The 21,355-nt window shown below is 53.1% G+C and carries 20 protein-coding genes; 14 read left to right on the top strand and 6 right to left on the bottom strand.

From position 1 onward, the window contains the following. Positions 1-23 precede the first annotated feature (23 nt). From trmD to recJ, 7 genes are all read left to right on the top strand, one after another. Positions 24-794, top strand: a complete 771-nt coding sequence (gene trmD / locus ACXAFR_RS02485) for a tRNA (guanosine(37)-N1)-methyltransferase TrmD (protein WP_475171593.1) — start codon at positions 24-26, stop codon at positions 792-794. Between the two features lie 134 nt (positions 795-928). After that, positions 929-1,285: a 50S ribosomal protein L19 gene (rplS, locus tag ACXAFR_RS02480; protein WP_475171591.1), complete on the top strand. Its 357-nt coding sequence runs from the start codon at positions 929-931 to the stop codon at positions 1,283-1,285. Positions 1,286-1,396: 111 nt separating this feature from the next. Beyond that, positions 1,397-1,933 (top strand): chorismate--pyruvate lyase family protein, encoded by a 537-nt coding sequence (locus ACXAFR_RS02475; RefSeq protein WP_475171589.1) that lies wholly within the window; start codon positions 1,397-1,399, stop codon positions 1,931-1,933. Positions 1,934-2,103: 170 nt separating this feature from the next. Further along, complete coding sequence (locus ACXAFR_RS02470; protein WP_475171587.1) at positions 2,104-2,859, top strand: thioredoxin fold domain-containing protein; 756 nt, start codon at positions 2,104-2,106, stop codon at positions 2,857-2,859. 163 nt (positions 2,860-3,022) lie between these two features. Next, on the top strand, positions 3,023-4,324 hold the full coding sequence (locus ACXAFR_RS02465) for a homoserine dehydrogenase (protein ID WP_475171585.1): 1,302 nt from the start codon (positions 3,023-3,025) through the stop codon (positions 4,322-4,324). Between the two features lie 12 nt (positions 4,325-4,336). Next, complete coding sequence (gene thrC / locus ACXAFR_RS02460; RefSeq protein WP_475171583.1) at positions 4,337-5,734, top strand: threonine synthase; 1,398 nt, start codon at positions 4,337-4,339, stop codon at positions 5,732-5,734. Positions 5,735-5,789: 55 nt separating this feature from the next. Then, positions 5,790-7,550 carry a single-stranded-DNA-specific exonuclease RecJ gene (recJ, locus tag ACXAFR_RS02455; RefSeq protein WP_475171581.1) on the top strand — a complete coding sequence of 587 codons (1,761 nt, stop codon included), beginning with the start codon at positions 5,790-5,792 and terminating at the stop codon, positions 7,548-7,550. A gap of 9 nt (positions 7,551-7,559) precedes the next feature. Here the strand turns inward: recJ and ACXAFR_RS02450 are convergent, their stop codons facing one another. Further along, positions 7,560-8,093 (bottom strand): arylesterase, encoded by a 534-nt coding sequence (locus ACXAFR_RS02450; protein ID WP_475171579.1) that lies wholly within the window; start codon positions 8,091-8,093, stop codon positions 7,560-7,562. A gap of 304 nt (positions 8,094-8,397) precedes the next feature. Between ACXAFR_RS02450 and ACXAFR_RS02445 the strand changes: the two genes are divergently transcribed. After that, on the top strand, positions 8,398-9,090 hold the full coding sequence (locus ACXAFR_RS02445) for an ABC transporter ATP-binding protein (RefSeq protein WP_475171881.1): 693 nt from the start codon (positions 8,398-8,400) through the stop codon (positions 9,088-9,090). Then, the gene (locus ACXAFR_RS02440; RefSeq protein ID WP_475171577.1) at positions 9,090-11,609 is read left to right on the top strand and encodes an ABC transporter permease; all 2,520 of its coding nucleotides are present in this window, start codon (positions 9,090-9,092) and stop codon (positions 11,607-11,609) included. Before ACXAFR_RS02445 ends, ACXAFR_RS02440 begins: the two co-directional genes overlap by 1 nt. A 49-nt stretch (positions 11,610-11,658) precedes the next feature. Here ACXAFR_RS02440 and ACXAFR_RS02435 read toward each other — a convergent pair whose 3' ends face one another. Together ACXAFR_RS02435 and ACXAFR_RS02430 are read right to left on the bottom strand one after the other, a co-directional pair. Continuing rightward, complete coding sequence (locus ACXAFR_RS02435) at positions 11,659-13,065, bottom strand: PhoH family protein (RefSeq protein ID WP_475171576.1); 1,407 nt, start codon at positions 13,063-13,065, stop codon at positions 11,659-11,661. A 354-nt stretch (positions 13,066-13,419) separates the two neighbouring features. After that, a complete protein-coding gene (locus ACXAFR_RS02430) occupies positions 13,420-14,133 on the bottom strand; it encodes a M48 family metallopeptidase (RefSeq protein WP_475171575.1) in 714 nt (237 codons plus the stop codon). Between the two features lie 4 nt (positions 14,134-14,137). Here ACXAFR_RS02430 and ACXAFR_RS02425 point away from each other — a divergent pair, with 4 nt between their 5' ends. From ACXAFR_RS02425 to ACXAFR_RS02415, 3 genes are all read left to right on the top strand, one after another. After that, positions 14,138-14,302 (top strand): hypothetical protein, encoded by a 165-nt coding sequence (locus ACXAFR_RS02425; RefSeq protein ID WP_475171574.1) that lies wholly within the window; start codon positions 14,138-14,140, stop codon positions 14,300-14,302. 512 nt (positions 14,303-14,814) lie between these two features. Continuing rightward, positions 14,815-15,261, top strand: coding sequence for a c-type cytochrome (locus ACXAFR_RS02420; RefSeq protein WP_475171572.1), 447 nt, complete (start codon positions 14,815-14,817; stop codon positions 15,259-15,261). A gap of 159 nt (positions 15,262-15,420) precedes the next feature. Further along, the gene (locus tag ACXAFR_RS02415; RefSeq protein WP_475171571.1) at positions 15,421-15,849 is read left to right on the top strand and encodes an OsmC family protein; all 429 of its coding nucleotides are present in this window, start codon (positions 15,421-15,423) and stop codon (positions 15,847-15,849) included. A 143-nt stretch (positions 15,850-15,992) separates the two neighbouring features. Here the strand turns inward: ACXAFR_RS02415 and ACXAFR_RS02410 are convergent, their stop codons facing one another. From ACXAFR_RS02410 to ACXAFR_RS02400, 3 genes are all read right to left on the bottom strand, one after another. After that, positions 15,993-16,676, bottom strand: a complete 684-nt coding sequence (locus tag ACXAFR_RS02410) for a cytochrome b/b6 domain-containing protein (RefSeq protein WP_475171569.1) — start codon at positions 16,674-16,676, stop codon at positions 15,993-15,995. A gap of 66 nt (positions 16,677-16,742) precedes the next feature. After that, the gene (locus ACXAFR_RS02405; protein WP_475171566.1) at positions 16,743-17,963 is read right to left on the bottom strand and encodes a dipeptidase; all 1,221 of its coding nucleotides are present in this window, start codon (positions 17,961-17,963) and stop codon (positions 16,743-16,745) included. A 97-nt stretch (positions 17,964-18,060) separates the two neighbouring features. Continuing rightward, the gene (locus ACXAFR_RS02400; RefSeq protein WP_475171562.1) at positions 18,061-18,240 is read right to left on the bottom strand and encodes a hypothetical protein; all 180 of its coding nucleotides are present in this window, start codon (positions 18,238-18,240) and stop codon (positions 18,061-18,063) included. Positions 18,241-18,264: 24 nt separating this feature from the next. Between ACXAFR_RS02400 and urtA the strand changes: the two genes are divergently transcribed. Together urtA and urtB are read left to right on the top strand one after the other, a co-directional pair. Then, positions 18,265-19,554, top strand: a complete 1,290-nt coding sequence (gene urtA / locus ACXAFR_RS02395; protein ID WP_475171561.1) for an urea ABC transporter substrate-binding protein — start codon at positions 18,265-18,267, stop codon at positions 19,552-19,554. Positions 19,555-19,731: 177 nt separating this feature from the next. Further along, positions 19,732-21,354, top strand: coding sequence for an urea ABC transporter permease subunit UrtB (gene urtB / locus ACXAFR_RS02390; RefSeq protein ID WP_475171560.1), 1,623 nt, complete (start codon positions 19,732-19,734; stop codon positions 21,352-21,354). Position 21,355: the final 1 nt, after the last annotated feature.

Below are 21,355 nucleotides of genomic sequence, written 5' to 3'. Positions count from 1 at the left end.
GTGATTCGCGACTGGGTAGGAGAATGTGTATGGCGATGACGCGAATTGCGGTTATTACACTTTTTCCTGAGATGTTTACTGCCTTGACTGGCAGTGGTGTTATCGGTCGAGCATTGGCAGAAAATAAAGTTGATCTACGTTTGATCAATCCGAGAGACTTTACCTCCGACCGTCATCGAACCGTGGATGATCGCCCATATGGTGGCGGACCAGGTATGGTCATGATGGTAGAGCCGCTGCAAGCTGCGATAGCCGACGCGAGAGATTGGGCGGCTGGAGAAGAAGATACTTGCCGAGTTGTATATTTGTCTCCCCAAGGAGACAGGTTTACTCAGGTGTTAGCGTCTCGTCAGGTTGACGCGGGAAATTTAGTGTTGATCTGTGGGCGCTATGAAGGCGTTGATCAACGATTGATTGATTTGTCTGTCGATGAGGAATGGTCTATCGGCGACTATGTATTGAGTGGCGGCGAACTGGCAGCCATGGCAATGATTGATGCCATGGTGAGATTGCTACCTGGGGTGCTTGGGCACGCAGATTCTGCCGCTCAAGATTCCTTTAGTGATGGTCTTTTGGATTGCCCTCACTATACACGGCCGGTGAATTATCAAGGCCACGAGGTCCCTGCCGTTTTATTGTCGGGGAATCACAAAAATATATCGCACTGGCGGCTTCAGCAATCTCTCGGGAGAACTTGGTTGAAGCGGCCTGAATTGCTCGAAAAGCGAGAGTTGTCGCCACTGGAGTCAAAATTGCTCAAGGCATTTAAAGATGCTCAGGGTGACGACCAATAACATTAACCGAAGAACTTACGGCGGATACCACCTGATATCGGGCTATTGTTCTTCTTTCGACAAGCGGCACGCTGGGAAGCGTCGCGATCTTGTCATCAGCGGCAACGCTGCCAATACAGGTGTAGGAGAACGTTATGTCTAACAAGATTATTCAAGAGCTGGAACAAGAGCAGCTTAAAAAGGACCTGCCAGAATTTTCACCCGGTGATACCGTCGTGGTTCAGGTTAAAGTAAAAGAAGGTAACCGCGAGCGTTTGCAGGCTTTCGAAGGTGTGGTTCTGGGTGTTCGCAGCCGTGGACTTAACTCCTCTTTCATCGTGCGTAAGATTTCCCATGGCATCGGTGTCGAGCGTACCTTCCAGACTCACAGTCCGCTGATTGATAGTATTGCCGTTAAGCGTCGTGGTGATGTACGTCAGGCGAAGCTTTACTACTTGCGCAACCTGTCTGGTAAAGCGGCTCGCATTAAAGAGAAGCTCAACGCTAAGTAATTCCTATGACGCGAACTTTTTCATTCGCGTGTGTAGAATTGATCAAAAGGCCATTCCCAGCACTGGGAATGGCCTTTTTGTTTTTGGGGTTCCAGATGGAGATCGTATAAGGTGTTCGACAGGCCTGTTTTTCCACTGGGTTTATCGGCGATTTGGCAAGATCCGAAAGAGGTTGGTATCACGGATCTTCGGGCGAGCTCCTGGTTGTTAGATCGTGGATCGCTTACGGTACGGCTGTCCCGCTATTGTGAAAAGGTTGCGGTCTCTCTATTGGGGCAGGCGGATCTTTTGCCACAGCAAGATGAATTAGACTGCTTGCAGCCATGTAAGCAATGGGTTGTACGAGAGGTCCTGTTGTGCGGTGACAACTCCCCTTGGGTCTTTGCAAGATCGGTTATATCACGCCATTTGATGACCGCTCAGCTGTCAAATTTACAGTCCACGCCTTTGGGGGATAGGTTGTTTCGTGGAGCGGACTTTCAAAGGGGCTCCTTTCAGGTTTGTCGCATGCCGAACGATCGAATTCCGTGGGGCAGAAACAGTCAGCCTGACCTGTGGGGGCGCAGATCGGTCTTTGAAAGTGGCGGAGAGCAGGTTCTGGTTGCCGAAATATTTCTGGCAGGATCGCCATTGTACTGGCTCGACTGACAGGAAAACCTCTGTGGAACCCAGGCCGCGCTCTGTACTCTATGGGTGGGTTGCCAGCAAAAATGTCACGGTTTTCAGTTTCAATTCAAGACTGGGCATTATCTATTGGCTGCCTTAGCCCATAAACGCCGCTAAACTTCATACATATTCAAAAAAGATTGATCATTATTATGCTGAAATTTTTCGCAAAACTGGTCTCTGCTGCTCTCCTTACCGGCAGTGTCGCAAGCTTATCATTCGCAGAGGAAAAGGTTCCCGCCGAGGTGGTCGACAGTATTCACAAATCGCTCAAAAGTGCCCGAAGCGATCTTGAATATGGCGACGTCACGCAAAGTCCGGTCCCCGGTTTGTATATGGTTCAGATCGAACAGGGGCCTCTGTTGTATGTGACTGCCGACGGTAAGTTTGCCCTGCCCGGACCTCTGTATGGGGTAAACGAGGGCGGCTTCGTTGATATGCAGGATTTAGCCATGCGTCCGATTCGCGCTGAGCAATTGGATGCTGTGTCTAAAGATAAGGAGCTGATCTTTGCCGCTGAAGGTGAGACGAAAGCACACATTTACGTGTTTACGGATGTGGATTGTGGATACTGTCGCAAACTTCACAAAGAAGTGCCAACGTTAAATGCCATGGGCGTCGAAGTTCGTTATTTGGCGTTTCCAAGGGCTGGTGTCGATTCCGAGTCCTTCACGAAAATTGCCACGGCTTGGTGTGCCGAAGACCCTCAGTCAGCGTTAACCAAATTAAAGAACGGCGGCTCCATCAAAGCAAACGTTTGTAAGGATAACCCCGTTGCAGAGCAGTTCGCTTTGGGTAACGACCTCGGCGTTCAGGGAACTCCCGCGATCATTCTTGCAGATGGCACCTTGTTGCCCGGCTACATGCCAGCTGACGCCCTGATGGAGCAAATACAGGCGCATCAGTAGTTCGTGGCAAGGGCTGCTTGCCGCCGGTAAATACCGCTAACCGCCAATCCTTAATTGACAGTTATACGGCGGATCTTTATCGTTCCCTCCTTTTCTGAAAAGTCCCAGATATCTTCGTTTCGGGGCTTTTCGTGTCTTCTGATCACGACGATAGGAACTGAACTTGAAACCGGTCAAAGTGGGGCTTTGCGGCCTGGGTACCGTGGCTAGCGGTACGGTGAATGTACTTCAACGCAATTTTCGCGAAATTAATTCCCGGGCTGGCAGAGAAATTCAGATTATTCAGATTGGCGCCCGCAGGGATAACCCCAATTGCGATATCAGTGCCTATAACGTCACCAGAGACATCTTCGAGGTTGCCACCAATCCAGAGGTTGATGTCCTGATCGAGCTGATCGGTGGCACCACTACGGCACTGGAGCTGGTAAAAACCGCTATCACCAATGGCAAGCACATCGTTACCGCGAACAAGGCTCTGTTGGCGGAACATGGCAACGAGATTTTTGCGCTGGCCGCTGAGCATAATGTGCAGGTCGCTTTTGAAGCGGCCGTCGCCGGCGGTATTCCGATCATCAAGGCGCTTCGGGAAGGGCTCAGTTCCAATAAAATTGAGTGGCTGGCAGGTATCATCAACGGCACCGGTAACTTCATTCTTTCTGAAATGAAAAGTAAGGGCCGCGATTTCGCCGATGTTCTCAAAGAAGCCCAGCGTCTCGGTTATGCGGAAGCGGATCCGACCTTTGATGTGGAGGGCATCGATGCCGCTCACAAGCTGGTGATTCTCGCCTCCATTGCGTTTGGTATCCCCCTGAATTTTGAAAAAGCCTATACCGAAGGCATCAGTGCTATTGAGCCGCAGGACCTGGAGCATGCTCAGGAACTGGGTTACAACATCAAGCATCTTGGGATTGCTCGTCAAACCGCTGAGGGTATTGAGCTGCGAGTTCACCCAACACTAGTGCCGAAAAAGCGACTGATTGCCAATGTGAACGGTGTGATGAATGCCGTCCTGGTAAAAGGCGACGCGGTCGGACCAACGCTCTACTACGGCGCCGGCGCCGGCGCTGAGCCGACGGCATCGTCCGTCATCGCGGATGTGGTGGATGTCGCTCAAACACTGGAAAGTGGTCCGGCAACTCAGGCCCTCGGTTTTTCCGCTGAAGACGTCAGACCGAAAACCGTACTGCCCATCGAGGAAGTAACGACGGCTTTTTATCTACGTCTTTGCGTACAGGATAAGCCGGGTGTACTGAATAAAGTGACGCGTATTCTGAGCGATTCCGGCATCAGTATTGAAGCTGTTGTGCAGAAAGAGCCGGAAGACGATGAAGCGACGGAAGTACCGCTGATTCTGTTGACGGATCGCGCGAAAGAAAAAGACCTGCTGCAGGCGGTGGCTGAGATTGAAGCGCTGGACGTCACTGTGGGTAGCGTTGCGCGAATCCGCGTGGAATCACTGGGATAAGGGGAAACTACGATGAAATATATCAGTACCCGGGGTGAAGCCCCTGCGTTGAGTTTCGCCGAAGTGGTCTTAACCGGACTCGCGCCGGATGGCGGCCTCTACGTGCCGGAAAGCCTGCCCAGTTTTTCCAAAGAACAGATTGCTTCCTGGGCGGGCTTGAATTATCGGGAGCTGGCGCTGGAAATCATGACGCCTTTTGTCGGCGACGATCTGACCCGGGATGAATTAACCGCGCTGATTGATCGCGCTTACGCCAGCTTCCGTCATTCGGCTGTTGCGCCGTTGATTCAGCTGGGGCCACAAGAGTGGGTTCTGGAGCTGTTTCAGGGGCCAACCCTGGCATTCAAGGATTTCGCGCTGCAGTTTCTCGGTCAGCTGCTGAATCACCTGCTGGAGCAGCGTGATCAGAAAGTCGTTGTGATGGGGGCCACCTCGGGTGATACCGGCTCTGCGGCTATCGAAGGCTGTCGTGGCTGTCCGAATCTGGACATTTTTATCCTGCATCCTCATCAGCGGGTCTCCGACGTCCAGCGTCTGCAGATGACCACGGTGCTGGATTCCAACGTTCACAATATCGCTCTGGAAGGCAATTTCGATGATTGTCAGACCATGGTTAAGCAGAGCTTCGGAGATCAGTCTTTTCTGCCCGACGGACGCCAGCTGGTCGCTGTGAATTCCATCAACTGGGCGCGGATTATGGCCCAGATTGTTTACTATTTTTATGCTGGTCTGCAGCTGGGTGCGCCGCATCGGGAAATGTCGTTTTCCGTTCCAACCGGAAACTTCGGCGACATCTTTGCCGGTTATCTGGCCCGCCAGATGGGCCTGCCCGTAGAGCAATTGGTCATTGCTACCAACGCCAACGACATTCTTCATCGCTGCCTGAGCCAGAACGATCACAGCCGCAAGCCGCTGGTGCATTCACTGTCGCCGAGTATGGACATTATGGTGTCCAGCAACTTTGAAAGGCTGCTGTTTGACCTCTATGGCCGCGATGGCGCTGCCATTCGTCAATTGATGGATGACTTTAAATCCGGCCCTCTGGTGTTGAAAGAATCGGCGCTGAGCGGTGCCCGCGAACTGTTCGACAGCTTCCGTCTGGACGACAGCTCAACGGTTGCCACCATTGAGCGGGTATTTACCGAAACAGGCTATCTGCTCGATCCCCACAGTGCCATCGCCGTGGAAGCCGGGCGCCAGTGTCGCCGCAGTAACGATGTGCCGATGATCTCTCTGGCGACGGCCCATCCGGCCAAGTTCCCTGAGGCAGTCCGTAAAGCCGGTCAGACTCAGGATCCGGCTCTGCCGGCGCACATGGCAGATCTGTTCGAGCGGGAAGAGCGCTTTCACGTACTTCCTAACGACGTTGCCGGCGTACAATCGTTTATTGGCAACAAACTGTCTGTCTGATTCCTGTCTGCGGCCGTGATCGCGCGGCCGTTGGACGCTTCAACTCTGGAATGCCATGTCCACACCGCGAATCCTGCGTCGTCCGGTTCCTGCAATAACCCCTGACTTCGAGGATGCGGCCGCGCAGTCTGTGCATCCGCGTCTCCTGCCCATTTATCTGGCTCGTGGTGTTACCTCCGCCACCGAGCTGGATTATGTGCTTGGCGGTTTGCAGAAACCGGCACAACTGCATGGCGTTGAGCCCGCGGCAGATCTGCTGGCCGATGCCGTAACGGCTGATCAGTGTATCGTGATCGTCGGTGACTTTGATGCTGATGGTGCCACGAGTACGGCGCTGGCCTGCCTCGCACTGCGTGCCATGGGTGCCTCCAATGTGCATTACGTCGTGCCCAACCGGTTCGAATACGGTTATGGGCTGACGCCTGAAATTGTTGAGGTTGCTGCACGACTGAAGCCGGATCTCATCGTCACCGTCGACAATGGTATTTCGTCCATTACCGGCGTCGAGCGGGCGACTCAGTTAGGCATTTCAGTACTCGTTACTGACCACCATCTACCCGGCGAAGAGTTACCGGCTGCAGCAGCGATCGTTAATCCTAATCAGCCTGGTTGTCGATTCCCCAGTAAAAATCTGGCCGGTGTCGGCGTCATTTTTTATGTGATGTCGGCGCTGCGGGCAAAATTACGGCAGCGGAACTGGTTCGAGCAGCGGCAGATTCCGGTGCCGAATATGGCGGAATTTCTCGACCTTGTCGCTCTGGGTACGGTGGCCGATGTGGTGCCTTTGGATCGCAACAACCGCATCCTGGTTCAGCAGGGGCTGCAGCGTATCCGTGCGGGTAGAGCGCGGCCGGGAATTCTCGCGCTGATCGAGGTCTCCGGACGTAGCGCCTATCGGCTCTGTTCCACGGATCTGGGCTTTGCTGTCGGGCCCAGGCTTAACGCGGCAGGCCGCCTGGATGATATGTCGCTCGGGATCGAATGTCTGCTCTGCGACAGTCCCTCGCTGGCCCGGGAAATGGCGCAGGCACTGGATGAGATGAACCGCGACCGGCGCAGCATCGAAAAAAGTATGCAGCAGGAAGCGCTGGCCAGCCTGCAATCCATTCACTTGCAGGAAGACGATATACCGACAGCACTCTGTCTCTATGATCCTCTCTGGCATCAGGGCGTTATCGGGATTCTGGCGGCGCGAATTCGCGAGCGCTTTCACCGGCCGGTCATTATTTTTGCCGATGGTGATTTGGGTGAGATCAAAGGTTCGGCAAGGTCCATCCCCGGTCTGCACATCCGCGATGCACTGGCCCGGCTGGACGCCAGTTTTCCGGGGCTGATCATTCGCTTTGGTGGTCACGCCATGGCAGCGGGGCTCACGATAGCGCGGGAAAATCTGGCAAGATTTGAAGAGACTTTTCAGGCTGTTGTGGCGGCCATGGTTGACGATGATGATCTCGAAGCGCGTGTATTGACGGACGGCGAGCTGGATTCTGAGGAATTAACGCTGGAATTTGCCGAAGCCCTGCGCAATGCCGGACCCTGGGGGCAGCACTTTCCCGAGCCGCTGTTTGAGGGGCGTTTTGACATTCTGCAACAGCGAGTTGTGGGTGGGAACCACCTGAAACTGGCTTTGACGCCAGTGCTGGAAGGACAGGCTGCTGTCGATTCGATTGATGCCATCTGGTTTAACGCCGATCTTGAATCCTGGCCGCGGGATGATGCCGGCTCAGTAAATGCGGTTTATCAGCTCGACGTCAACGAATTCCGGGGGCGCCGGACCTGCCAGCTGATTGTTCAGCATCTTTTCGTGCAGGACTGATTCTGCTCTTCAGTCATTGAGCAGTGGTGCCAGCGACTTCCAGATGGTGTCCAGAATCGGTGGTTGTCCTGCGGCGGTGGGATGAATCTGATCTTTCTGCATCATTTCCGGGTGCAGGGCGACGTCTACCAGCATAAATGGTACCAGAGCGACCGACGTCTCCTCGCGCAGATCCTGGTAGGTCTGTTCAAACAGGCGGGTATAGCGTGGCCCATAATTGGGGGGAATCTTCATGCCGACCAGCAGCACCTCTGCGCCTTGCTCGCGACTCATGGCAATCATGCTGGCCAGGTTTTCACGCATCTGGGGAATGGGGTAACCGCGCAGACCATCGTTGCCGCCGAGCTCCAGAATCACGATTTCGGGCTGATACTGTTCCAGCAGTCTGGGCAATCTGGCCAAACCGCCTGCGGTGGTATCACCACTGATGCTGCCATTGATAACCGTCAATGGAATTTCCTGCGTATCCAGCTTCTGGCGCAACAGATTGACCCAGCCATCTGCTTCATCAATACCGTAACCGGCACTGAGGCTGTCTCCCAAAACTAATAAGTTCCGCTCAGTTGCCGCGCCGGCCAGGGGCGACGTGAGGAAGCAGAGGCAGAGAAAGAATCCGGAAAGCCAGCGTGCTGATGAAAACAGAGACACAGAGCGGAAAGTTTTATTAAGGAGGGAATGCATTGGAACGGACGGTACTCTAATTCATTTCTTCTAATATTACGGCAGAAACCCCCATACGGCGCATAAACGCGCTGATTCATGGAGAATTCAGTGCCTGCTTTATACACTGAGTAATTATTCTGGAAACTTGCGTGCCTGATGATGCACAGGAGATTCGAAGTTAGTGATACTTGCAGCGACAAATCTGACGAAAACAGTGGCCTCGGCGGGATCGCCGCTGACGGTGCTGGACAACGTTTCGATGACCTTGCCTGAGGCTTCCAGTCTCGCCATTGTCGGTGCGTCAGGTTCCGGCAAATCGACATTGCTGGGATTACTGGCCGGCCTTGACACCCCGACATCCGGGCAGGTGATTCTGGATGGAGAAGACATCACCGCCCTCGACGAAGAAGGGCGAGCCGGGATTCGTGCAGAGAGTGTCGGCTTCGTGTTTCAGTCGTTTCAGCTGATGCCGGGGCTCACCGCGCTGGAAAACGTGATGTTACCCCTGGAATTGAGTGCCAGTTCCGGCGCGGAGGCTCGTGCCAGAGAATTATTGGATCAGGTCGGGCTGGGTGATCGCCTGCTGCATTACCCCAAGCAGTTGTCCGGAGGTGAGCAACAGCGGGTTGCTGTGGCCCGCGCCTTCGCCAGCCAACCCAGAATTCTGTTTGCCGATGAGCCGACAGGCAACCTCGATGCAACAACCGGGGAGACGGTGATCAATCTGCTGTTCGATCTCAATCGCCAGCAGAAGGCGACTCTGGTTCTCGTGACCCACGAGCAGCGGCTGGCTGATCGCTGTGAATTTCAATTGCAGCTGGCCGGTGGCCGGGTACAGGCGAGCAATCTGCCGACGGCTACGGCCGGGGCGCTCTGATGCTGCCTCTGAGATTACTGTGGCGGCATCTGCGCAGCGGTGAGTTGCGCCTGCTGAGTCTGGCGCTGGTACTCGCGGTGACGGTGGTCACCACCATTTCCCTGTTTACCAATCGCGTCGAGCGCACCATGGAACGCCAGGGAAACACCTTCCTCGGTGCTGACCAGGTAGTCGAAAGCAGCCAGCCCTTCGGTGCTGAGTGGTTGGACGCCGCCGCTACGGTGCCGAGTGTAAAAACCGCACGCATTGCCGAATTTGCGTCCATGGTTTTTGCCGGAGATCAGATGCATCTGGCAGCGGTTAAAGCCGTCAGTGATGGCTATCCGATACTGGGCCACCTGACGGTTACGGATCAGCCGTTTGCTACGCAGGCGGAGCTGCTTGAACAGACGAACGAGATACCGCCGCCGGGTGAAGTCTGGGTGGAAGCGCGCTTGCTTCCGATGCTCGGAGTGACACTTGGAGATACGCTGGATGTCGGCGAGCTGCCACTGACCATAACCCGGATACTGGTGGACGAGCCGGATCGTGGCAGTGATTTCAGCCGTTTCGGCGCTCGTGTCATGATCAACTATCAGGATCTCGCCGCGACGGAGGTTGTACAGCCGGGAAGTCGCATTCAATATCGGTTTTTACTCGGTGGAACTCCCGCAGCGCTGTCGGATGTGGCGAGCGCTCTCGCGCCCTTGTACAGCGAGCACGAGCGGGATATGTCGCTGGAGCAGGCGCAGAGGCGACTGTCCCGCAGCATGACAACCGCGACCGATTATCTGATGTTGGCGGCGATGATCGGCATTCTGTTAGCGGGGGTTGCGATCGCCATCGCCGCGCGACACTTCGCCGCCCGACAGGTGGATCAGGTCGCGCTGTTGAAAGCGCTGGGAGCGAGTCGTCAGAAGGTGATCAGTCTCTATGGCGCGCAATTGATTCTGCTGGCCGGGGTGACGGCGCTGATTGGAATGGCGGTCGGCTCGATTCTGCAGCTGGGCGTTATTCACGCGTTGCGATCTCTGTTGCCACTGGATCTGATGGCAGCATCCTGGCAGGCCTATCTGCCTGGTGCCGTGACCGGCGTTGTCTGTCTGCTGTGTTTTGTGGCTCCGCCACTCTGGTCGCTGCCAGGGACACCACCGATCAAAGTACTTCGTCGCGAGATGTCGGTCACGACCGTTGCCTGGTTCACGCAGATTGCCATGGGGTTTCTGGCGTTGGCCTTGTTGGTAGCGTTTCTGAATCCCGATATCTGGCTGAATGTGTCGGTGTTTCTGGCTCTGATTCTGTTGTTGGGGGCGGTGGCCGTCGTGGCTTTTCTGCTGCTGACCCGGCGCAGTCGGAGTGCGGACGTTTCCCGAGGCAGTCTGCGTCTGGCGATTGCGGCTCTGCGCCGCCATCAGCAGCAGAGTGTCATTCAGCTGGTGGTGGTGGCACTGGCGGTGACCTTACTGCTGACGCTGACCAATCTTCGCACGGGACTGCTGTCAGATTGGCAACAACAGCTGCCGGAAGGGGCACCGAATCATTTTCTCCTCAACGTAACACCTGCGCAGGTGGAACCCGTTGACCAGCTACTGCGCGACAATAATCTTGAACCGCAACCCTTTTATCCGATGGTGCGGGGACGGCTTACGGCCATTAACGATGAATTGGTCAAGCGTCGGGGAGAACGCGAGCCGGCAGAGTCCACTGACGGTGAGAACAGAGAGCGTCGTGGCATAGGTCGGGAAGTGAATCTGAGCTGGGCGTCTGAGCTGGCCGATGACAACCGCATCGTGGATGGCCAGTGGTGGGATGACTGGCAGGGTACTGGCATCGGTGTCTCTGTTGAAGACGGCATCGCTGAACGATTGGGCGTCGTGCTCGGTGATCGACTCACATTCAGCATTGGTGGCCTACCGCTGGAAGCTGAGGTCGCCAGTATCCGCACTCTGCGTTGGGATTCCATGAACCCCAATTTCTTTTTTCTTCTTTCCCCCGGTGCACTGGAATCTTTCGCGCCGACGTTTCTGACCAGTGTGCATCTGGAGCCAAGCGATAAGCCGCTGCTGAACACGCTTCTGCAGCAGTATCCGACTCTGGTTGTCATCGAAATGGATCGTGTGATCGCTCAGATCCAGACCATCGTCAATCAGGTGAGTGCCGGTGTGGAGTGGATTCTCTGGCTGGTGATGGTCGGCGGTGTACTGGTGATCTGGGCGGCTATTCACGCCAGTATGGAAGCACGGTTACAGGAGGCGGCGTTGTTGCGCGCGCTGGGGGCGTCGCGTAAACGTCTGTTGGGTGCCTTGTGGGCGGAGTTTTTACTGTTGGGTGCCACCGCGGGTGTGTTGGCTGTGGTCAGCTCCGAGGCGCTTTTGTCGGGCATACAGACCTGGGTGTTTGAGCAGGAATATTCGCTCAACCTGCGCTTCTGGATTCCGGCGATCATCGCCAGTGGACTGGTGGTGGCAGGGTTCGGGGTTTACGCCTGTCGCAAAGTGGTGGCGACACCACCGATGTGGATTCTGCGGGAATTGGGCTGACAACTCTGTTTCCCCCGCCGTTCCGGCGGGGGAAATCTTTGGTGATATTTTACAGATTGGCTTCGGCGTATTCCGCCAGCAGTGAACGTGGCACGCCCTGAAGTTTGATGTTGCCGCCGTATTCAAAGTTCTTGAAGCGCTCGGTCAGGTAGGTCAGACCAGAGCTGGTGGCGTTGAGGTAAGGCGTATCGATCTGCGCCAGATTTCCCAGACAGATAACTTTGGAGCCATTGCCCGCACGGGTGACAATGGTTTTGATCTGGTGGGGCGTCAGGTTCTGAGACTCGTCGATCAGGATCAGGCTGTGCTGAAAGCTGCGACCACGAATGTAGTTCAGCGATTTAAAGTGCAGCGGCACTTTATTCAGCACATAGTCGATGCTGCCGGAACAGTCTTCGTCGTCACAATGGAGCGCTTCCAGGTTGTCGGTAATGGCGCCCAGCCAGGGTTCCATTTTTTCCGCTTCCGTACCCGGCAGATAGCCGATGTCCTCGTCCAGCCCCTGAGTACTGCGGGTGGCGATAATGCGTCGATACTGTTTGTTGGCTACGGTCATTTCGATCGCGGCTGCCAGTGCCAGAATGGTTTTACCGGAACCGGCGGCACCGGTCAGATTGACCAGATGAACATCCGGATCCATCAACAGATTGAGCGCCATGGCCTGGAAGGTATCGCGGGGTGTCAGACCCCAGGCTTCCCGTTCCATAAAGTTGTCGCGATCAATGTGTAAGAGGTGAATTTCTTCTTCCTCAACGGCGACGACGCGGCCGATAAAGCCCTGTTCATCGATGATGAACTGATTCGGATACAGGTCTTTGCCGATGGCGGCACGGGGAATGCGATGCACCGTGCGACCCATCTGCTGTTCCGTTTCGACCTTCTCGATCTGCTCCCAGAAGCTGCCTTCAAACTCCAGATAGCCTTTGTTGAGCTGTTCGATGTCGGTGACCAACTGGTCGTTGTGGTAGTCGTCGGATTCCAATCCACAGCCCCTGGCTTTCAGGCGCATGTTGATATCTTTGGTGACGAGGATGATGCGGTGTTCGGGGAGTTGGCTGCGGAGCAGTCGGATTTCGTTGAGGATTTTGTTGTCGTTGTTGCTGGTGGGGAGAATGGCCAGATTATCGGGGGGAGGGGAGTGCATCAGTATCGAGAGTTTGCCCTGGTTTCTGTTGAGACTCTCTCGTCGTATCGGGACCCCGGCTTCGATTTCTTCTGGGGACGCTCGTCCCAGTATTTTGTCGATTTCCCTGATGGCTTGTCGGCAGTCTGCGGCCAGTGCCTGTTTTCCTCCTTTCAATTTATCGAGTTCTTCGAGGACCGTCATGGGGATCATGACGTGGTGTTCTTCAAAATTGAGCAGTGCTGTGGGGTCGTGAATGAGGACGTTGGTGTCGAGGACGTAGAGAATTGGCTGTGCGCTGCTGAGTGGTTCAGCAAGTTGCATATCTACCATAAGCACGTTTCCTTCCTTCTGGCCTGATAGGGTGCAGCTCTCGCGACTGGCTGTTGATTGCCTGAACGCTGGCCGCAATTAATTTGTAGCAGACCTTTACCGGTACTGGCAAGCAACAGGTTGCTTTCCGATATTTTTTGACTGCAGACAAAGGGTGTTTGATGTCTGGGGCATCAAAACAAAAAGTTCTCGTAAAACAATGAGTTAAAAACTCCGAAATTCATCGACCGCGATCTCTCTAAAGTACTTTAATTTATTGTGTTAACTCTATGATATTTATAGAAGATTAAAGAAATATTTCAGTTTTCCCTTGTCAGATTAGATGGGGCGCTTTTGTGTAAAGAAAATTGCACGTCAAAGTGGGCGATCGACGAAGAGTTGGCGTCCATTGATTTTTAGCCAGCGTCTGTGAGCATCGAAATCCGGCATCTGTTGCGCGACTAATGACCAGTAAGTTTGACTGTGGTTAAAGTGGATCAGATGACAGCATTCGTGGCATACAAGGTAGTCGATCACAGGCTCAGGTGCCTGCATGATCAGCCAGTTATATTGCAGTACACCGGCACGGGTGCAATGTCCCCATTTGGAGCGAGTGTTGCGTAATTTAAGACCGCTGAATTGAGTATTCAGTTGGCGGCACCTTTCTATAGATTTCGTCAGTAAAACCTCGGCAGCCTGCTGTTGATACCAGTGGATAAGTGCCTCTTTGATTTGATCCTGCTGCGTCTTTCTTGCTCGACTGGACAGCTTAATGATGAGGCGATCGCTCGTTTGTGTGATCTCGCTCGCGCGCGAGTGATGCTGGATATGCAGTGGATACTCGCGACCACGATAAGGCCAGTAGGCACCTTCAGCAAATGTCCTTTGGGGCAATGCCTCAAGGCTTTGGCGTTGTTTTTCCAGTTGCTGAGACAACCAGCTTGCTTTCGATTGTGCAAAAGCGCGTAAGCTACTCAGGCGCACACCGTTGGGGGAGGCAATCCACGCTTTGGCGTCTTTGACCTGCAGCGCCAGACTGCGACGCTTGGAAAAGCGGATAGTGAGACTCAGCTTTTCACCGGAAGGCAAGTTTATGTCGACGCTTTTGGGCGTTACCGAACGCTGTAACACGGATCTGATGAGCGTATCTCCTCGCGTATTTTTGGATGAAAAACAGACCGAACGGACGCTCGGCAAACTGCGCCAATTTTCGATAGATTTTGGCGCGGCAAATTATATGCAATTTAATTCTGAATAGCCTTGTTGCATCCCATGATGGTCGGGGGTTTTGTTCGTGAATTCTTGAGCAAATATTGAACAAGTTGCTGGGAATCACGGGTTTCCGTGGCTGCCGACGCTTTTCCTAAAACTATCCTCAGATTTATCCACAGGAACTGTGAGTTACTTTTTTCGTCGCGGTTCCCTCAGAGCGTCAGCCATAGTTTGCCAGTTGCCACCTGTCAACAATATTTCCAAAAAAAACAACGCATTTCAGGAGGTTACCAAGGGTAACAAAACTGTCATTGATGACAGCGTAGCGATATTTCCGGAGTGGGGCAGCCTGCTGCCGAAAAGAGGATTCTGGGGATAAATCTTCGGTAAAAAAATCTTTCAGGATAGGTTAAGTTTGTCTTCCTAGTGTTACCCAGATTGTAACAGCCTGTGTATTAGTATTAATGAATTGCCTATTGGTATTGTTCATAACAATTATCTTTGGCAATCTTAATATGCCTTATAGTTATCAAAACCTTAAAAAAAGGGATTACCGTGATGAAGAAAGCCGTGCTTCCCGTCGCTTTGGCGGCGTCTGTTTGTTTTACCTCTTTGACTGCCGTTGCGGCCAGTCAGAAAGATCAGATTGCTTTACGTGAGGGCGTGATGGAGGCCATTGCAGGTCATTTTGGCGCGATACGCGCGACCATGAAAGGATCTGAGGAGATGCAACAATACTGGGGCTTTCATGCAGATGCCTTGGCAGAATTGGCAAAGATATCCAAAGCCAGTTTCGCTGAAGGTTCTGCAGAAGGTAAAACTGACGCGAAAGCTGAGATTTGGGAAAAGCCTGAGGATTTTGCCAGAGCAATGGACACCTTCATTGAGCGTGCCGACACCTTTGCTACAGCCATCAAAGGCGATGACATGGGCGCGACCATGAGTGCCATGAAGGATCTCGGCGGTTCATGCAAAGGCTGTCACGACGATTTCAAGAAAGACTGATTCATTTGTCCGTGTCTGTTGGCCTGCCAACAGACACACCGCCGATTATCTTGATCCCAATTCGGCCACTCCTGCGTAACTTTCTGTACGCATGAGCGTATCCGCGTGTCAGCGGTTAACGCTTAAATTCCTACAACACATTATGCTCAGGAGTTTACTATGGCCATTCGTAAATCAGCGTCGGCTCGTTATGAAGGTTTGGGGAAAGCGGGAAAAGGGTATGTTTCCACGGAAAGTGGCGTACTTAATGACCAGCCCTACGGCTTCAATACCCGTTTTGATGGTGAAACCGGTACAAATCCAGAAGAACTGGTTGGCGCGGCACACGCGGCTTGTTACACAATGGCGCTTGCCTTTCAATTGGAAGCCGCAGGTTTTAAAGACGGGCAGCTGGATACCCAGGCTGTTATCAGTCTGGAAAAAGACGGCGACGGCTTTACGATTACTCGCTCAGCGCTACAACTTACGGCACAAGTAGATGGCATTGCCGACGAGAAATTTGCTGAACTTGCCGATGCGGCCAAGCAGGGTTGCCCTCTCTCAAAATTGATGAATACCGACATTACGCTGGAATATCAGTTGAACTGATACTCTGCTGCCAATCCGGACTTAAGCTATCCGGTGCTGGTTGATTCAAGTGACTGGTGTTTTAAAACTTCGTCCGGAAGAACCATAAAAAAAGGCCGCATTCGTCGCGGCCTTTTTTTATGCGTAGCATCTGTCCCACAGCATCAATAGGGGAGTGACACAAATGCCCAGGTCAGCACTCCGGCGAGTACGGCGGCGAAGAGTACTCTTTCTAATGGCGTATAGGTTACTTTTACAGCGGCCGGTTCTGAGGTTTTGCGTTTGCCAGTGACCATGGGTTCGATCAAACGATCTTTTTTCACCACTTGATAAAACAGGATTGCCGCGATGTGCAGGCCAATGAGACTGGCGATGATAATCCAATTAATACCATGAATTTTCGACCCCAAACTGACCAGCGACTCGCTGGCACCGTAGACCCAAGGGCCCTCGACAAAAAACTCATCGGTCGTCAGCAGTCCCGTGATCGCTTGAACGGTTAGCGCCAACAGCATGGCAATAACGCTCCAGGTTCCCAGAGGGTTGTGTCCCTGAAATCGTTGTTCGCCTTTTAGATAGGCGATAATTTTCGAGGGCGCCAAGACAAAATGGGAAAAATGGCCGTAGTCTCGCCCCAACAATCCGAGAACCAGCCGAAAAACGATCAGCCCCAGAACGCCATAGCCCATATAGATGTGCCAGGTCATCCAGTCCATGTTTTCGCCCAGACCGGAGATCAAAAGGCCCGTCACCAACAGGACGAGCAGCCAGTGAAACAAACGGGTGTGCAGCCCCCAAATGAGTTTTGGCGTGGCAGTAGTGGGCGCGTTTGGCGCAGAGTCAGACATGATTTTCCTTACAATTCAGTACGTCACTTGTCGTACGCTGACGCTTCCACATGAAAAGAAACTGAATCAAGCGTCAGGCCCAGATGCCTGGTATTTACGGGCGAAAGCCTCATTCTGTTCCATAACCCGCAGGAGGTTTCCGCCCATAATCTGGGCGATCTCAGGTTCCTGATAGCCGCGCTTTAGTAGTTCGGCAATCAGATTGGGATAGGCGGCTACGTCTTTTAAGCCTGTGGGAAGTGAATCGCCGACACCGTCAAAATCAGACCCCAGCCCGATGTGTTCGATACCAACCAATGCCTTGGCATAGTCGATTTGATCTGCAATATCTGTCACATCGGCAAATGGATAGGGAAATTTTTCGCGATACTCTTCATCAAAGTGGGACTGGCTCTGCTCGGTCAGATGGTCCCCTTGTAATGCTTCATAGGCTGTTTTGGCGATTTTGTAGTTATCTTCCCACTGGCGGGCAGCTGAGCTGACAAAGGAACTGCCAAAATTAATCATAATGACGCCTCCCTTCGCGGCCAGGGCTTTCAGCATGCTGTCGTCAACGTTGCGTTCAAACCCCGGTGTGAAATGCCGCAGCGATGAATGCGTCGCGACAACGGGCACCTCTGATAATTCGATCGCCTCATAAAACGCTGCGTCCGAAACATGGGCTATATCGATCATAATACCCAATCGGTTCATCTCCTTGACCAGCTTGCGGCCAAAGGGACTCAGACCGTCCCAGATCTTAACGTCATCGTAGGATGAGTCGGCAATGTGGTTGGATTTTGAGTGGCACAGTGTAATGTACCGAATTCCACGCTTGTAAAAATGGTGCAGGTTTTCCAGATTGCCCTCAATAGGTGCGCCATTTTCCATTCCCATGGGTAGAGAAATCAGGCCCTTAGTGAAGTTCTCTCGAATGTCTGCGGCTGTGGTGGCGATGGCGAAATCATTCGGTTGCCGATAGACCATGGCTTCCACCTGATCTATTAACGTGTTGGCGAAGGTGAATGCGCCGTCGGCTTCTTTGTCCGCGGGGATGTAAATGGACATGAATGGGGCATCCAGCCCGCCGGCTTTGGCCCTCGGCAAGTCGAATTCACCGTCGTCTTCGGCAACACCGACATCGCGCCAGTGAAAATTCAGATGAATCGGGACATCGATATGCCCATCGATCAATGGATGTCGTTTAGCGATTTCAGTGGCTTCTTGTAATTGGGCCGCCTCGGTTTCTGCGTGCAGGGGTAGGGAAATGGCACAGAATAAGCCGAGCGCGGTGAACTGCAATTTCATGGTAACTCCAGATGACAGGTAAGACAGATGTTCGCTCCAATACAAGATTCAAACCATGCCATCTTGGCGCACGACGTGTGTGAGTATTCGAGCGCATCTACGTCATTTGACGTAGATGGCTGGGGTAATCGGACAGTAGTGGGGGATTGGGCTCTCGGGAATAATAGAGTGCGTCGATAAGGCAGGCTCTGAGCCCAAGGTGTGTCATCGGTGGTTGAGTTTTTGCCCGCCGGGTGATGGCCAAGCCAGCCACCTTACCGTGTCGACGTTCTGACATTGCTTCTAAGACAAAGGATCTGATATGAACGTAAAAAACACCCTCGCGACGTTTGCGCTTTCCGCCGGTGCAACCTTGTTCAGTGTTTCCGTCCTCGCCGCCGACACCATTAAAGTCGGTGTTCTGCATTCGCTTTCCGGCACCATGGCCATCAGTGAAACCACGTTGAAAGATACTGTGCTAATGCTGATTGATGAGCAAAACAAAAAGGGCGGTGTACTGGGCAAAAAACTTGAGCCCGTTGTGGTTGATCCTGCGTCAAATTGGCCTCTGTTTGCGGAAAAAACCCGCGATCTGCTTACCAACGAGAAAGTGGATGTGATCTTTGGGTGCTGGACTTCGGTATCGCGCAAGTCGGTTCTGCCGGTTTTGGAAGAATTGAATGGCCTGATGTTTTATCCGGTTCAGTACGAAGGCGAAGAATCTTCTAAAAATGTCTTTTACACCGGTGCGGCGCCCAATCAGCAGGCGATTCCGGCGGTAGATTATTTAATGAACGAATTGGAAGTCGAACGTTGGGTCTTGGCCGGTACGGATTATGTGTATCCCCGCACCACCAATAAGATTCTGGAGGCTTATCTCAAAGACAAAGGCGTTGACGCCAAAGACATCATGATCAATTACACCCCGTTTGGGCACAGTGATTGGCAGAGCATCGTTGCGGATGTGAAAAAGTTCGGCAGCGCCGGTAAGAAGACAGCGGTCGTTTCTACGATCAATGGTGATGCCAACGTACCTTTCTATAAGGAACTTGCGAACCAGGGAATCTCCTCTGAAGACATTCCTGTGGTTGCTTTCTCGGTTGGCGAAGAAGAATTATCCGGTATTGATACCTCGCCACTGGTTGGTCACCTGGCTGCCTGGAACTATTTTGAAAGCGTCGAGACTGATGCCAATGAAGCGTTTATCGACACCTGGCATGAGTTCACAAAGAACGACGATCGTGTCACCAACGATCCCATGGAGGCCACCTTTATCGGATTTAACATGTGGGTGAAAGCTGTCGAAAAAGCCGGATCTACCGATGTCGATTCCGTTGAACAGGCTATGATCGGAATGGAGACACCAAATCTAACCGGTGGCACGGCGAAGATGCTGAAAAACCATCACTTAACCAAACCGGTTCTTATTGGCGAGATTCAGGATGACGGTCAATTTGAAGTGGTCTGGGAAACGGAAGGATTGGTGCCCGGCGATGCCTGGTCTGATTTCTTGCCTGGCTCCAAGAGCATTATTGCCGATTGGACCGCGCCTATCAGCTGCGGTAACTACAACACCGAAACCAAAACCTGCTCTGGTCAAAACTACGAGTAACCCGCCAGGCGGTTTCTAACCGTGGCGGGGAGAACTCATCCCCGCTGCGTCGATCTCCCGAAGTAGGTGTCATCGGCATTCTACTTCAGCCAAATTTCTGCGTGTATTGAGCCAGACGTCGGGCCGTCCCGAGGGGGGACTGTGCGTCTCCAGATCCACTGAATCCGGAGTACTTTTGTGAAACAGATTACGGCATTTTTGCTGATCCTCGTCGGGCTCTGCAGCCTGCATTCGGCCAGAGCCGCGGTAGAGTTCGAGGCATTATCGCCTTCGGTGTATGAACAGTTGCAAGCTCTGCCGAAGAGCAGCTTTAAAGAGAAGCAGGCCATGCTGTCAGCGCTGGTCGAGAAAGAAGGCGCCGCGGCCCTGCCGGCGTTGCAAGTTATCTTGGATGGTGAGCTCTACCACAATAAAGAAACCCTGAATCAACTCTATCGTGTCGTCGACGAGGGCAAAGAGGATGTTGTCTACGATCTGCTGTCGGCAGAGCCTGTCTCAGACGTGACTAAGAAGCAGTTGCGCAAGGTTCGCACAAACAATTCGCTGCGCAAAGCCATTCGTGGCTATATGGCCAGTGTGCAGTTGTTTCAAGGGGACAAGAGCCAGCGGTTGGCGGCCATTGAATCCATGCTCGGTGATATGGATGAGGATACGGCAGCTCTGGTCGAGCAGGCTAAAGCGCAAGAGGAATCCTCTGGGGTGCTGCAAATGATGGACGTCGCGTTGGTTATCTATGGGGCAGAAGACGGCGATACAGAGGCGCGGTTTGCGGCGGTACCGATTCTCGAAGGGCGTTTGGAGCCTGAAGCCAGATCAGCTTTGTTACGCATCGCCAATGACGAGAGTGAGGATGACAATCTGCGCCTGGCAGCAAAAAATGCGAGTGCTAAAACCGCTGAGAAAGTCGAATTTTATGGCTTTGTCGAAAAGGTCTTCTTTGGTCTCAGTTTGGGGTCTGTATTGTTGTTGGCCGCAATCGGACTGGCGATTACGTTTGGCGTGATGGGCGTGATCAATATGGCTCACGGTGAAATGATCATGCTCGGTGCTTACACCACCTATGCCATGCAGCAGCTCATGCCCAATCATCTGGCGGCGTCGTTAATCATTGCGATTCCTGCGGCGTTTCTGTTTTCGGGTCTTGTAGGCATCGCGATTCAGCAGGGCGTTATTCGGTTCCTGACCGGGCGGCCTCTAGAAACTCTACTGGCCACTTTTGGGATCAGCCTGATTCTTCAGCAAGCGGTTCGTACTCTGGTCTCACCGCAAAATGTCCAGGTTTCCGCACCGGATTTTATCAGTGGATCACTGGCGTTAAATCCGGTTCTGTCGGTGACGTTTAACCGCCTCTACATTCTGATTTTTTCACTGGTGGTGTTTGCCGTGCTTATGTACATCTTCAAGTACACCTCCCTCGGTTTGAAGGTCCGTGCCGTTTCGCAAAATCGCAATATGGCGCGCTCGATGGGCGTGAGAACTCAGTGGATTGATGCCATGACGTTTGGTCTTGGCTCCGGTGTCGCAGGTGTCGCGGGGGTTGCGCTCAGTCAGTTGACCAACGTGGGGCCTAATCTTGGTCAGGCCTACATTATCGATTCATTTATGGTGGTGGTGTTCGGGGGTGTCGGTAATTTGCTGGGAACCTTGGTTGGCGCCTTTTCACTCGGTGTCGTCAACAAATTTTTGGAGCCGCTCACCGGCGCTGTTCTGGCGAAAATCTTTGTCTTGGTGTTCATCATCCTATTTATTCAGAAGCGTCCGAAGGGACTCTTTCCTCAGAAAGGGAGGGCAGCAGAGTGAG

This window comes from Pseudomaricurvus sp. ABR4_320, assembly GCF_056159445.1.
The sequence above is the reverse complement of the archived record's forward strand: the minus strand, read 5'-3'. Positions and strand labels throughout refer to the sequence as shown.